This window comes from Thiobacter sp. AK1 (assembly GCF_039822265.1).
Lineage (GTDB): Bacteria > Pseudomonadota > Gammaproteobacteria > Burkholderiales > Thiobacteraceae > Thiobacter > Thiobacter aerophilum.
Map to the genome: position 1 here is coordinate 426,679 of NZ_JBAJEX010000001.1, position 13,628 is coordinate 440,306.

A 13,628-nucleotide genomic window follows, 5' to 3' on the forward strand; every position below is an offset into this window, starting at 1 on the left:
TTCTAAATGTCCTCACATTTCGTCATCACCATGCCCCAGCTCTCGGACACTATGACCGAGGGCGTGGTGGTCACCTGGGAAAAGAAACCCGGTGACCGCGTGGAGCGCGGCGACATCGTGGCCACGGTGGAAACCGATAAGGCCATCATGGACGTGGAGGTGTTCAAGGCCGGTTATCTCGCCGGTCCCTTGGCCGAAGTCGGCTCCACCGTGCCGGTGGGGGGTGTGCTGGGTTACATCACCGACACACCCGGCGATCTGGCCATCGGCGCTGACGAGGTGGTAACCGAGCAAGCGCCTTCGGAAATGATCCCCCACCATGCTGGCACCGCCATCGTCATGCCCCAACTATCCGACACCATGACCGAGGGCGTGGTGGTGACCTGGGAAAAGAACATTGGCGATCCCGTCAAGCGCGGCGACATCGTGGCCACGGTGGAGACCGACAAGGCCATCATGGACGTGGAAGTGTTCCAGGAGGGCTACTTGTCTGGTCCCCTCGCCGATGTGGGGAGCACGGTGGAGGTGGGCCATCCCATGGGCTTCATCGTCAGCGACCCAGCCAAGGTGGTGGACACGGCGGTCACCATCACCGCCGATCACAAGGTCAAGGATGTGCACCACAAGGCACCCACGCCGCCCAAGGCGGCGGCAGCACCTGCCACTCCACCCAAACCAGTCGTGACGGCCACTCCCACTATCAGCGCGCAGGCCAAACCCGTGCCGCGCGTGCCCGGTCGCAAGGCGTCGCCCTACGCGCGCAAGGTGGCAGGCGCCCTGGGCGTGGACATTAGCACGCTCGCCGGCAGCGGGCCGGAAGGCGTGATCGTCGCCGCCGACGTACAGCGGGCACGCCCCAGCATGGCAGAAGTGGCGCACAGCCTGCCCCAGGTGGACGTGCCTGGCCAGGGCCGTCCCATGACCTCCATGGAAAAGGCCGTGGCCCATGCCATGACGGCCTCCCTCACCCTGCCCACCTTCCACGCCACCATGAACATCGACACCACGCGTCTGATCGCCGCCGCCAAGGCTAAGGGCGTGTCGGTGACCGTGGCCATCGCCAAGGCCTGCTCGGTGGCAATGCAGAACCATCCGCGCATGAACTGGGCCTACCAGCCGGTGGACAAGATCGTGGAGCGTGCCAATCATGATTTCGGCATCGCCGTGAAAAGCGACGATGGCGGCTTGGTGGTCCCCATCTTGGCTGGCATTGAGCGTAGGAGCTTGGAAGAGCTGCAGGCGGCGTGGAACGATCTCGTGCCGCGTGCGCGTATCCGCAAGCTCGCGCCACGAGAGTTCGCCAATCCCACCTTCACCATCTCCAACATGGGAATGTTCGGCATCACCCATTTCACCGCCATTCCCACCCCAGGCATCGCCGCCATCCTGGCCATCGCCGCGGCGGGTCCCCAAGGCACGCCCTTCACCATCACCGCGGACCACCGCGTGCTCAACGGCGCCGACGTGGCTGCCTACCTGGTGGCGTTGAAGGACATCATCGAGCGCCCGGAAACCTGGATGGAAACCGCCGGCACCAAAGCACCGCCAGCCGCGCCCATCCCGGCAGGCAAGTGGGACACCCAGGTGCTGGTGATCGGCGGCGGGCCCGGTGGCGAGGACTGCGCCCGGGATCTCGCCGACCATGGCATTCAGGTGGTGATGGTCAACGATGCGCCCCTGCCCGGCGGAGAATGCCTGTGGCGCGGCTGCATCCCCTCCAAGGCTTGGCGTCACGCGGCCGACCTCATACGCGAGCGCGCCCACGACGCGGCGAAGGGCGTGGCTGGCACGGATGCGCCGCGCCTGGTGTGGGACACCCTGGAAGCCCATCGCAAGCAGGTGCTCAAGACCCGTGGCGAGCTGGCTCTGAAGACGGATAAGGGAATGAAAATCGACGTGCGGCACGGCTTCGCCCGCTTCGTGGATGCCCACACCGCAGAGATCACGCCAGCCCAGGGCGAACCCTACCGCCTCACCTTCGGCGCGGGGGTGATTGCCACCGGTGCCCCGCCCTTCGTGCCGGCGATTCCCGGTGCCAAGGAGGGTTTGGCCAATGGTGGAGTGCTCACCTCAGACACCATCTGGAATCTGCAAAAACCCGTGAGCCGATTGGGCATCGTCGGCGGTGGCGTGATCGGTGTGGAAATGGCACAGATTTGGAAGGACTTCGGCGCCCAGGTCCTCATGCTGGAAGCGCGTGACCGCATTCTGGCCGAAGTGGAGGAAGAGATCGCCAAGCAGCTTGCTGCCCTGCTCGAGAAGGAGTTTCCCGTGGTGACCTCGGCCAAAATCACCGCCATCTCCGGCGAGCCCGGGGCCATGCGCATCCAGTACACCGACGGCACCGGCGCCAGCCACGAATATGCCTGCGACTACGTGCTCATGGCCACCGGCAAGCGGCCCGACACCTCGCGCTTGGGCCTCGAGCATGCCGGCGTGGAGCTTACCGGCGCAGCGATCAAGGTGGACGCCCACTGCCGGACCAGCCAGCCCCACATCTACGCTGTGGGCGACGTCATCGGCGGCTACATGCTGGCCCACACGGCCGCGACCCAAGGCCGCGTCGCTGCCCACAATATCACTGGCCATCCCGCGCAATACAACCCCGATCTGGATTGCGGCGTGACGTTCTCGCGACCCCAGGCCGGTTTCGTGGGCCTGTCGCTGGCGCAGGCCAAGGCCAAGGGCATCGATGCGGTGGAAGCCAAAATCCCCTTAAGCATCGACGCCAAGGCCATGATCAGCCTGGAGACCCACGGCATGATCAAACTGGTGGCCGACAAGGCCACGCAGAAGATCATCGGCGTGCATTTCCTGGCCGAGCACACCGATACCTTGATCGGCGCCGCGGTGATGATGGTGTCGGGGGGCATGACGCTGGCCCAGGTGGCGGAAGCCATTTTCCCCCATCCCACGCAGACGGAACTATTCGGCGAACTGGCGCGGCGGCTCTTGGCGAGGCTGCGGCGCACGGCCAAGGCACAGGCTTAGCAGGCACGAGCGATCATGGCGTTTAGCCATACCGGGTGAAGAAACCGCGCCTCGCCATGATCGTGATGCCTGCCTCTCCCAAGGGGCGCCAGGGAATGCTTCGTGCCGTTTCCCGCTGAAAGACCGCAGGCGCGAACCTCATTGGCTGCCCCGCTCCTGCCAGGCCTTCAGCTTACGCCACAACGATGCGCGATTGATGCCCAGAATCTGCGCGGCGGCCGACTGGTTGCCATTCACCTGTTGCAGCACGTGGCGCACGTAGGCCCGCTCCTGCTCGGCGAGGGTGGGCAGCCGCTGCGCGTTTTCCGGCGGTGGCCAGCGCGGGCTGTGTTGCAGCGCCTCCGGCAGATCGGCGAGTTGGATGGTGTCCCCATGGGCGAGAGCGGTTCCCCGCTCCATCATGTTCTCCAGCTCCCGCACGTTGCCCGGAAACGCGTACGCCATCAGCGCCGCCAGCGCCTCGGGGGCGATCTCTCGCACCGGTCTTTTCATGCGCGCCGCGGACTGCGCCAGGAAATGGCGGGCAAGCAGCGGGATATCGCCTCGGCGCTCGCGTAGCGGGGGAATCTTCAGGTTGACCACGTTGAGGCGGAACCACAGATCTTCCCGGAAGCGGCCTTGCCGCACGGCGGCCTCCACGTCCCGGTTGCTGGCGGCAATCACACGCACGTCACACTTCACCGGGCGGGTGCCACCGACACGCAATACCTCGCCCTCCTGCAGTACCCGTAACAGCTTGACCTGCATCGCTGGCGGCATTTCCGTCACCTCGTCCAAGAACAGGGTGCCGCCGTCGCTTGCTTCCACGAGCCCTTTCTTCAGGCCGGTGGCGCCGGTAAACGCGCCCCGCTCGTGGCCAAACAACTCGTTTTCCAGCAACGTTTCGGAAAATGCCCCACAGTTGACGGCGAGATAAGGCCCTGCTGCCCGTGCGCTGTGACGATGGATGTATTTCGCAAGCAATTCCTTGCCGGTGCCGCTCTCCCCGGTGATGAGTACGTTACAGTCGGTGGGCGCGACGCGACGGGCGAGCTCCAAAAGACGTTGCATGCCCGCATCCTGGGTGACGATGCCATCGCCTGCGCGGTAGCGGCTGAGTTCACGTTGCAGCGCATCATTCTCCCGGCGCAGAAGGACCTTCGCCACGGCCTCCGCCACCACCTTGCGCACTTCCTCCAGACGAAAAGGTTTGGCGATGTAGTAAAACGCACCCTGCTTGAGCGCCTGCACCGCGGACTCCGCCGTGGCATGGCCAGTGATGACGATGACCTCGGCCGAGGGTTGCAACTCGCGGCTCTTGGTCAGCACCTGCATGCCATCCACCCCTTCCATGCGCAGATCGGTGAGCACCACGTCGAAGGTTTCCCGCTCTAGAAGCGCTACAGCCTTGGCACCGCTGGCCACTGCAGTTACCTGGTAACCCTGCCGCTCCATCACGTGGCGCAGGTTGTCGAGGGCGATGGGCTCGTCGTCGACGATCAGCAGTTTCGCTGGCGTCATGGCTGAGCCGCCTTTTGGGGCAGACGGATGCGGAACGTGGTCCCGACCCCGGGTGCACTCTCGACCGCGATGCATCCACCATGTTCTTCGATGATCTCGTACACCACGAACAGCCCAAGCCCCATCCCGTGTCCCACCTCCTTGGTGGTGAAAAAGGGGTCGAAGATGCGCGGCAAGATCTCCGGGGCAATGCCCGGCCCGTCGTCGCTGACGCTGATCTCCGTTTGCACGTCGCTCCGTTTGCAGCCACTACCCCAGGCCAGGCCCGAGGGCAGCGGCGCGCCTTGTATTTGCCTCGCGCCGATGACGATACGCGCCTTCTGTCCGCCGGCTTCGAGCGCGTTGCAGATTAGGTTCACGAACACCTGCTGCAGGCGCTGGGCGTCGGCATACACCACCAGATCTTCGGGAATCTCCAATCGCACCGCCCGTTTCGCCGGAACCGGTTCGCGCACGAAGCCAACGGTCTGCTCCACCAGCGCCCGCAGCGGCACCGGCTGGCGGGTAAAGCCTCGATCCCGGGAAAAATCCAGCAGTGTGCGCACGATGTGGCGGGCCCGTTCGGTTTGTTGGTCGATTTGCTCCAGGTAGCGCCGGATGGTCATCACATCCGATTCGCCAAGCTCTTCCTGGAGGATCTGGCAAGAAGTGGAAATGTTGGACAAGGGATTGTTGAGTTCGTGGGCCACGCCCGAGAGCATGGTACCGAGAGCGGCCAGCCGCTCCGAGCGCATGAGCGATCGCTGGCGCAGCTCGATCTCCTGCAGCAGATGATTGATGGCATCGACGGTGGAACGGATCTCGCGATCCTTGGAGGCCAACACGAGGTTTGCGCGACGGTCGGCGCGAATCGCTTCGACCCCCGCCTCGATTTCCTTTAGCGGCTGGACTACCTGCCGTGACAATGCCCGGCCAAGCCCGATGACGAACAGCGCGAGAGCGCCGATCATGCCCAAAAGCAGGACACGCAAAGTACCGAGGGTGGACTGGACCTGCTGCCGTTCGCTCACCGCCATTTGCTGCGCCAGCTCCACCAGCCCCTTGCCTAGCTCGCGCACTTGTGGTTCCAGTAGGCCCCGTTGCGCGGCATCGGCAGCCACGTAGGCCTCCATTTTCTCGCGATAGGCAAGAAGCAGATGGTCGAGCGCCACCAGTTTGTCCTCCGCTGCGATGGCCCGAAAACTATCCCGATGAACCGTCAAAAGCTCACGCGCCGCCGCGACATAGCGCGCGTTTTCCACCTGGTCCGCAGGCTGCCCATGGAGAAAATAGTTGCGCTCGAAACGGCGTATGCCCAGCACCGTGTCGAACAGATCGCTGGCGCGCTGTCCCAGCATCACTCGGGCCTCCAGGGTGCGCAGCTCGCCCACGAAAAACAACGACACCGCGAGCATGATGACCGCCACGGCGTAATAGCCCAGCATCAGCCGGCCCCGCAGGGAACGGGTGGTCAGGGCAAGCCCAAGCGACTTGAACATTTTTGCATAGTGCAACATATTGTTTCGTTTTGCAACACATGGCGATTTGCGATTTCTTTTCAAGGCATTGGTGCTGTATTGGAGCACCTGCCCGTTGCAGGCTATAACGGCGTCAACCAGCACCGATGGCGTCAACTCCGCTAAAACAACGCGTTATCCTCTTGGCACGGATGGTGCTAGAGAGGACTCAGAATCACAGGAGACCCACGACACCATGACAACCCTAGACCGCATCCTCACCGCCCTTGCCTTCGCCAACGCCGGCAATTTCCGCGAGTTCACCACGCTGCTCGACACCATATCGGAACCCGCTGCCGGCTCGCCAAAGAAGTCCAGGCAGTTGCGCCTGGTACCTCCGGCTCGAAACGACGACGCACCGGGGCCGGTGGCCAACATGTGGCCCTCCCATCGCTGAGCCGCCATCTCTGATCACCCATGGGAAGCGTCCATGAATAGCTTTGCCGAACTTAAGCTGGACATTATTGCCTTTACCGTGAGTGCCGCAATGGTGGCGGGCTATTACCTGTTCTTGCATTTCAAGGGGCGCAGCGACCCCACCTACACCATTCATCGCGTCAATGCGCTGGCGCGCAGGTTGTGGGTGGAAAATGTCATGCGCAATCCCAACAAGGATGTCATGGCTGTGCAAACCCTGCGTAACTTCATCATGGGGTCCAGCCTCATGGCATCCACCGCCGCACTGCTGGTCATGGGAACCCTGACCCTGTCCGGCCAGGCCGACAATATTGCCCAGAGCTGGCACGCGCTCAGCCTGGGAGGCTCCTATTCCAGCCAACTGTGGATCCTCAAGGTGATGCTGCTGCTGGTGGATTTCATCGTCGCTTTCTTCGCCTTCGCCCTCTCCATCCGGTTGGCGAACCACGTGCTATTCATGGTCAACATTCCCGCGCACGATGCCCATCACAGTCTCGCCCCACGGGCGGTGGCGCGGCGTCTGAACCGAGCCGGGCACATGTTCGCGGTGGGCATGCGCGCCTTCTTCTTCGCCATTCCCCTCGTGTTTTGGCTATTCGGCCCCTGGTATTTGTTGCTCGCCTCGACAACGCTGGTGTTCACCCTGCACCACCTGGACCGCAGCGACTCACTCGAAGAGCTGGAATCCGAGAGCCTAGCCGAACCACGCCAATCTCCCGTCATCTCCATGCAACAGGCGAAGCGGGCAACCTAGCCCCTCGCTTGGGTGTCGTTTCGGGCCGCGTCTGCGGCCCTTCTTTTTTGACTGCGCGCCACCTTTGGGCCAGCCCGCCGCCGGGGTAGAATAGTGTGCCAGGGCCGCGTCTGCGGCCCGCATCGTTTTCTTCAGCCGAGGTAACCGCATGGCCCAATACGTCATGTCCATGCTCCATGTGAGCAAGACCGTGCCGCCCAAGCGGCAGATCATCAAGGACATCTCCCTCTCCTTCTTCCCGGGCGCCAAGATCGGGCTATTGGGGCTCAACGGCGCCGGCAAATCCACAGTGCTGCGCATCATGGCCGGAGTGGACAAGGAATACGAGGGCGAGGTGCAGTGGCAGCCTGGCATTTCCATCGGTTATCTGCCCCAAGAACCTCAACTCGACCCGGAAAAGACCGTGCGTGAGGAGGTGGAAGCGGGTCTGGGTCCGGTGCTGGAAGCGCGCCGTAAGCTGGATGAGATCTACGCCGCGTACGCAGAGCCGGATGCAGACTTCGAAAAGCTCGCCGAGGAACAGGCCAAATACGAGGCCATTCTCGCCGCCGCTGGCGCGGACCTGGAAAACCAGTTGGACATCGCTGCCGATGCCCTGCGCCTTCCGCCCTGGGAGGCGAAGATCGCCCATTTGTCCGGGGGTGAGAAGCGGCGCGTGGCGCTGTGCAAGCTGCTATTGTCCAAGCCCGATATGCTGCTACTGGACGAGCCCACCAACCACCTGGACGCGGAATCGGTGGAGTGGCTGGAGCAGTATCTCGTGCGCTTTCCAGGCACCGTGGTGGCAGTGACCCATGACCGCTATTTCCTAGACAACGCCGCCGAGTGGATCCTGGAACTGGACCGTGGTCAGGGCATTCCCTGGAAGGGTAACTACTCGTCCTGGCTGGAACAGAAAGAGCAGCGTCTTGAACAGGAGCAAAAGCAAATCGATGCCCACATGAAGGCCATGAAACAAGAGCTGGAATGGGTGCGCAGCAATCCTAAAGCCCGTCAGGCCAAGTCCAAGGCGCGCCTGGCCCGCTTCAACGAGCTCGCTTCGGTGGAATACCAGCGCCGCAACGAAACCCAGGAAATCTTCATTCCGGTGGGCGACCGGCTGGGCGATCAGGTGATCGAATTCCGCAACGTGAGCAAGGGTTATGGAGATCGGCTGCTCATCGACAACCTTTCCTTCACCGTGCCACCTGGCGCCATCGTCGGCATCATCGGCCCCAATGGGGCTGGCAAATCCACCTTGTTCCGCATGATCATCGGCAAGGAAAAGCCGGACGCGGGTGAGATCGTCATTGGTCCAACGGTGAAAATCGCCGCCGTGGATCAAACGCGCGAGGGACTGGAAAACGACAAGACCGTGTTCGAGGCCATCTCCGGGGGCTCGGACGTGATCACAGTGGGCAAGTACCAGACGCCTGCGCGCGCCTATCTCGGCCGTTTCAACTTCAAGGGTGCCGATCAACAGAAACTGGTGGGCAATCTTTCCGGAGGCGAGCGGGGGCGCCTGCATCTGGCCAAGACCTTGATCGCCGGCGGCAACGTGTTGCTGCTGGACGAACCCTCCAACGACCTGGACGTGGAAACCTTGCGCGCGCTGGAGGAGGCGCTTCTGGAATTCGCTGGCAGCGTACTAGTGATCTCCCATGACCGATGGTTTCTGGACCGGATCGCCACCCACATCCTCGCCTGCGAGGGCGATTCCCAGTGGGTGTTCTTCGCCGGCAACTATCACGAGTACGAGGCCGACAAGAAGCGTCGCCTGGGTGAGGAAGGGGCGCGGCCCAAGCGCATCCGCTACAAGCCCCTGACGCGCTAACGCACGCCGGTGCTGAGTTACCGTCATGCCTTTCACGCAGGCAACCACGCAGACGTGCTCAAGCACGTGGTGTTGGTGCAGATCCTGCGTCATCTCGCGCGCAAGGATACGCCCTTCTGGGTAATCGACACCCACGCCGGCGCGGGCCTCTACGCCCTGAACAGTGAACCTGCCGTGCGTCTGGCGGAATACCGAGAGGGCATTGGGCGTCTTTGGCAAATGCAGAAGCGACCGGCCGCCGTGGCGGAATACGTGGCAGAAGTGCGGGCGGCGAATCCGGATGGCCGCCTCAGGGTCTATCCCGGCTCGCCCTGGCTCGCTTGGCGGGCCCTGCGCGCCAAGGACCGGCTGCGGCTATTCGAGCTGCACGGCACGGACAGCGCCCTGCTCGTGTCGCACTTGCGGGAAGCTGGCCGTCAGGTAAGCATCACCGCCAGTGACGGCTTCAGTGGCATGCAGGCACTGCTACCGCCCCCGCCGCGGCGCGGCCTGGTCCTGATCGACCCGGCCTATGAGCGTCGCGAGGAATACGGGCGCGTGGTACAAACGCTGCGCGAGGGGCTCAAACGCTTCGCCACCGGCATTTACGCCATCTGGTATCCTCGCTTGGCGCGGGTGGAATCCCAGCGCCTGCCGCAGCGCCTCAAAGCTGCGGCCGGAGGGCGCCCCTGGCTTCACGCGAGCCTCACGGTGTGTGCGCCGCGCGAAGACGGATTCGGCCTGTCTGGTAGCGGCATGTTCGTGGTCAACCCGCCCTGGACCTTGCGCGCGCCACTCGCTGAGGCCCTGCCTTGGCTTGCCAAGGTGCTGGGCCAGGATGCCACGGCCACCTACGGGCTGGAGGAAACTTCATCGTGAACCCCGAGGACAACCGTTCCGTTGCGTTCTTCGAGCGCCAGTTCAGGCAACAGGCCGAGAGGGGTGATTACACCCTCAATTCTTTCGAGCAGGCGGTGCTGCCCTTTCTCACCGGTGAAGTGCTGGACCTGGGCTGTGGGTTGGGAAATCTCAGCCTCGCGGCGGCGGCGCGCGGCTGCCGAGTGCATGCGCTCGATTTGAGCCCCACCGCAGTCGCGGATCTCGCCCGCCGGGCGACCCAGGCGGGGCTTCCGGTGCAGGTGGAGCAGGCCGATCTGTGCGGCTGGCGCGCCGAGCGCCGTTATGACTGCGTGGTATGCATTGGGCTGCTGATGTTTTTCGCCCCCGAGCAAGCGACTTTGGCGCTTGAGTCGATCGCCGAAGCGGTGCGTCCTGGCGGCATCGCCGCCGTGAACGTACTGATCGAAGGGACCACCTTCATGGATATGTTCGATCCCAACCACTACCACCTATTCGGCGAGATGGAGGTGGAAGCGGCCTTTCCGGGCTGGCATCTCAGATATGCGCGCACCGAGTCCTATCCGGCACCGGGCGGCACCGAGAAGCGCTTCCGCACCGTGGTGATGCGCCGTCCGGCCCCGTGACGAGCTTCAGGCACTGGGCGGGGGCTGGCAGCCCCCCGCCTCATCCTTGCGCAGCGTGCTCTGTAGATAGCAGGTCAGGGCACTGGAGCCGGCCGCAAATAGCCAGAAGACGAAGAAGCCGACGCTGTAAGCGGCCAACCGGTTTTCAAACACAGGCTCACCGCCATAGGCGAGCTCCAGGGGATCGAAGCTGGAAAACAACACCCCATCCATGGCGATGGCCACCAAAAACGAAGGCCACAGCACCCACATCAGACGTTTGAGCATGGCGGTCTCCTCCCGGCTTTTTCGCCTATTGTACCGGCGCAAGGCGCGCGGTGCGCTCGCCAGGCTCAATCTCACCTGCGAGCCGCCACTGCCGGCCGGCATCTTCCAGCACCAGTTTCCATTTGCCGCCCCCCAGGCCGCGGTAGGGCCCGTCATAACGCCCTCCGCCCTCGCCCCTCAGCATCACGGTCTGATCCCGGCCGGCCCGTGTGGGGTGGAGGATGCGTAGCGTAAGCTGCTCCGGCCAAGCGGCGGGATGGCCGGACAATCGTAACGTTACCTTCTCAGCGCCGAACTCGGCTGTACCCGCCAGCCCCGCCGCCGCAGCGGCCTGGCCCCGCGCCAGCACACGGTTGATGGCGAGTCCCTGCTTGTAATAGTCGTCGTCCACCACGCCGTCGTCGCTTTGCGCGGCGATGCGCAAGGTGATGAAGCCGGCCACCACCGCGGCGGCCGGAAACAGCATCAGGAACCAGGGCCAGAATTCGCGATACCAGGGGCGAGGCGGCTTGTCCATGGCGTGTACTAGCGGGCGAAAAAGGTGGATTTTTGGACGCGTACGACGTGCGGATCTTCCCGTGCCACCAAACGGAATTCCACGCGCGCGGTGCGGCCCGGCACCGCCGCAGGATCCGCTTTGACGCGCACCGACACAAGACGGGAGGATAGGGCCGGGACCGCCAGCGGCACCGCGTCCACCTCCACGCGCGCGCCATCGATCCCGCCCACCGCAAGCTCATAGGTGTGGTCCTCATCGTCCATGTTGATGACGTTGAGGCGATAGCTGTTTTCCACCAGGCCGTCCGCGGTCTCCCGCGCCAGCGCGTTGCGGTCGCGCATCACATCGAATTGCAGGGGAATACGCAGCGTGAGCGCCCCTAGCCAAAGGCCGATCACGGTGAGCAGAATCACCGTATAGACGATGACCCGCGGCCGAAACACATGTTTGACGATGTCCTTGTCGTCATACTTGTGTTTCATCACGTTCTCGGTGGAATACCGGATGAGCCCGCGCGGATAGCCCATTTTGTCCATCACCTGGTTGCAGCCATCGATGCAGGCACCGCAGCCGATGCACTCATACTGCAGCCCATTGCGAATGTCGATGCCAGTAGGGCACACCTGCACGCAGATGCCACAATCCACGCAGTCGCCTAGCCCCTTGGCACGCGGATCTTCTCCCTTGCGGCGCGGCCCACGCGGCTCGCCACGGGTTGTATCGTAGGTGATGATCAGCGTATCCGGATCGAACATCACCCCCTGGAAGCGCGCATAGGGGCACATGTATTTGCACACCTGCTCGCGCATGAAACCGGCGTTGCCATAGGTGGCAAAACCGTAGAAAACGATCCAGAAGGTTTCCCACGGTCCCAGATTGAAATGCAGCAACTCCAGGGCTAGCGTCTTGATCGGGGTGAAATAGCCGACGAAGGTAAAGCCAGTCCAGAACGCCACCGCGATCCATGCCGCGTGCTTGGCGAACTTGATGGCAAATTTGCGCGCCGACATGGGCTGCTGGTCCAGCTTCATGCGTTTCGGGCGGTCGCCCTCGATCACGCGCTCGAGCCAGAGAAAGATTTCCGTATAGACCGTCTGCGGACAGGCGTAACCGCACCATAACCGCCCGGCCACCGCGGTGAACAGGAACAGGGACAGCGCGGCGATCACCAAGAGCCCCGTCAGGAAGATGAAATCCTGGGGCCAGAGCACCAGCCCGAAGATGTAGAACTTGCGGTTGACCAGATCGAACAGGACGGCCTGGCGCCCATTCCACTCGAGCCATGGTAAGCCGTAATAGAGGGCCTGGGTGAAGAAAACGGCCGCCCAGCGCAGATTGGCGAACAGGCCGGTGACGGCACGCGGATAGATTTTCTGGCGTACCGCGTAGAGCGCCTGCTCCATTTCCTGTTTGGCGGCGGTATTGGCTGTGGTTCGGCTCACGTCCTTTCCTTCACAAAAAAGCCGCGGCATGTAGTGACGCCGCGGCTTCATTATCGGCAGTCAATCAGTGTTTGGACAGTCCGTATACGTAAGCTGCCAGCAAATGGATCTTGGCCTCGGATAGTTTATCTTTCTGGGCGGGCATCAGCCCGCTACGACCCTTGGTGATGGTCTCAATGATGGCGGCCTCGCTGCCCCCATACAGCCAGACGTTGTCCGTGAGATTGGGCGCGCCGATGGCCTGGTTACCCTTGCCATCTGGACCATGGCAGGCCGCGCAGACGGTGGTGAACTTCTCCTTGCCTGCAGCGGCGAGCGTGGCATCGTGCGGCCGGCCGGACAGGGAGAGCACGTAGTTGGCCACCTCCTTCGCGCCCTGCTCACCGCCCACCGCTGCGATCATGGGCGGCATCACGCCGTTGCGACCTTCGGTGATGGTGGTTTTGATGGTCTGGGGATCCCCACCATAGAGCCAATCGTTGTCGGTGAGATCGGGGAAACCCCGTGCGCCGCGCGCATCCGAGCCATGGCACTGGGAGCAGTAAGTCAAGAACAGCCGCTGCCCCATCTGCCGCGCTTCGGGATCCGCCGCTACCGCCTTGAGATCCTCTTGCAGGTACTTGTTGAAAATGGGTCCGTAAGTGGCTTCGGCCCGGGCCATCTCCTCCTCGTACTGGCCCCGCGAGGACCAGTTGCCCATGCCGTTGAACACGCCGAGCCCAGGATAGTAGGCGAGATAGCCCAGGGCGAAGATCACCGTGAGGTAGAACAGCCAGGCCCACCACCGTGGCAGCGGGTTGTTGTACTCGGCCAGGTCCTCGTCCCACACGTGGCCGGTGGTGGCCGCCTTTTCCCCAGGGGCGAGCCGCCGGATGCTCATGGCCTTGAGGAAGACCGCGCAACCGATCACGCTGGCCAGGGTGATGACGGCGATATAGGGTCCCCAGAAACCACTAATGAAATCTGCCATTTTCGTTCTCCTCGCT

General features: G+C 63.2%; 12 protein-coding genes. 6 read left to right on the forward strand and 6 right to left on the reverse strand.

The genetic code is table 11. The features are described 5' to 3' along the window. The first annotated feature begins 6 nt into the window (after window positions 1–6). Window positions 7–2,991: an FAD-dependent oxidoreductase gene (locus V6E02_RS02250; RefSeq protein WP_347306706.1), complete on the forward strand. Its 2,985-nt coding sequence runs from the start codon at window positions 7–9 to the stop codon at window positions 2,989–2,991. A gap of 138 nt (window positions 2,992–3,129) precedes the next feature. Here the strand turns inward: V6E02_RS02250 and V6E02_RS02255 are convergent, their stop codons facing one another. Further along, window positions 3,130–4,491: a sigma-54-dependent transcriptional regulator gene (locus V6E02_RS02255; RefSeq protein WP_347306708.1), complete on the reverse strand. Its 1,362-nt coding sequence runs from the start codon at window positions 4,489–4,491 to the stop codon at window positions 3,130–3,132. Continuing rightward, the gene (locus V6E02_RS02260) at window positions 4,488–5,987 is read right to left on the reverse strand and encodes a sensor histidine kinase (protein ID WP_347306710.1); all 1,500 of its coding nucleotides are present in this window, start codon (window positions 5,985–5,987) and stop codon (window positions 4,488–4,490) included. The genes V6E02_RS02255 and V6E02_RS02260 overlap by 4 nt, the downstream gene beginning before the upstream one ends. A 196-nt stretch (window positions 5,988–6,183) precedes the next feature. On the opposite strand from V6E02_RS02260, the gene V6E02_RS02265 reads away from it, so the two are divergent. The 5 genes from V6E02_RS02265 to V6E02_RS02285 all read left to right on the forward strand — a co-directional run bounded on the left by V6E02_RS02265 (window position 6,184) and on the right by V6E02_RS02285 (window position 10,434). After that, a complete protein-coding gene (locus tag V6E02_RS02265; RefSeq protein ID WP_347306712.1) occupies window positions 6,184–6,384 on the forward strand; it encodes a hypothetical protein in 201 nt (66 codons plus the stop codon). A 33-nt stretch (window positions 6,385–6,417) separates the two neighbouring features. After that, complete coding sequence (locus V6E02_RS02270; RefSeq protein ID WP_347306713.1) at window positions 6,418–7,158, forward strand: DUF599 domain-containing protein; 741 nt, start codon at window positions 6,418–6,420, stop codon at window positions 7,156–7,158. 148 nt (window positions 7,159–7,306) lie between these two features. Continuing rightward, window positions 7,307–8,971 (forward strand): energy-dependent translational throttle protein EttA, encoded by a 1,665-nt coding sequence (ettA, locus tag V6E02_RS02275; protein ID WP_347306715.1) that lies wholly within the window; start codon window positions 7,307–7,309, stop codon window positions 8,969–8,971. 9 nt (window positions 8,972–8,980) lie between these two features. Continuing rightward, complete coding sequence (locus V6E02_RS02280) at window positions 8,981–9,829, forward strand: 23S rRNA (adenine(2030)-N(6))-methyltransferase RlmJ (RefSeq protein ID WP_347306717.1); 849 nt, start codon at window positions 8,981–8,983, stop codon at window positions 9,827–9,829. Continuing rightward, entirely contained in the window at window positions 9,826–10,434 is a 609-nt protein-coding gene (locus V6E02_RS02285) for a class I SAM-dependent methyltransferase (protein ID WP_347306719.1), read from the forward strand. The genes V6E02_RS02280 and V6E02_RS02285 overlap by 4 nt, the downstream gene beginning before the upstream one ends. Window positions 10,435–10,440: 6 nt before the next feature. On the opposite strand, the gene V6E02_RS02290 is transcribed toward V6E02_RS02285, so the two are convergent. The 4 genes from V6E02_RS02290 to ccoP form a co-directional block, all read right to left on the reverse strand. Then, window positions 10,441–10,701 carry a hypothetical protein gene (locus V6E02_RS02290; RefSeq protein ID WP_347306721.1) on the reverse strand — a complete coding sequence of 87 codons (261 nt, stop codon included), beginning with the start codon at window positions 10,699–10,701 and terminating at the stop codon, window positions 10,441–10,443. A gap of 25 nt (window positions 10,702–10,726) precedes the next feature. After that, on the reverse strand, window positions 10,727–11,218 hold the full coding sequence (locus V6E02_RS02295) for a FixH family protein (RefSeq protein ID WP_347306722.1): 492 nt from the start codon (window positions 11,216–11,218) through the stop codon (window positions 10,727–10,729). 8 nt (window positions 11,219–11,226) lie between these two features. Then, complete coding sequence (ccoG, locus tag V6E02_RS02300) at window positions 11,227–12,603, reverse strand: cytochrome c oxidase accessory protein CcoG (RefSeq protein ID WP_347307103.1); 1,377 nt, start codon at window positions 12,601–12,603, stop codon at window positions 11,227–11,229. A 103-nt stretch (window positions 12,604–12,706) separates the two neighbouring features. Then, window positions 12,707–13,612: a cytochrome-c oxidase, cbb3-type subunit III gene (gene ccoP / locus V6E02_RS02305; protein WP_347306724.1), complete on the reverse strand. Its 906-nt coding sequence runs from the start codon at window positions 13,610–13,612 to the stop codon at window positions 12,707–12,709. Window positions 13,613–13,628 lie beyond the last annotated feature (16 nt).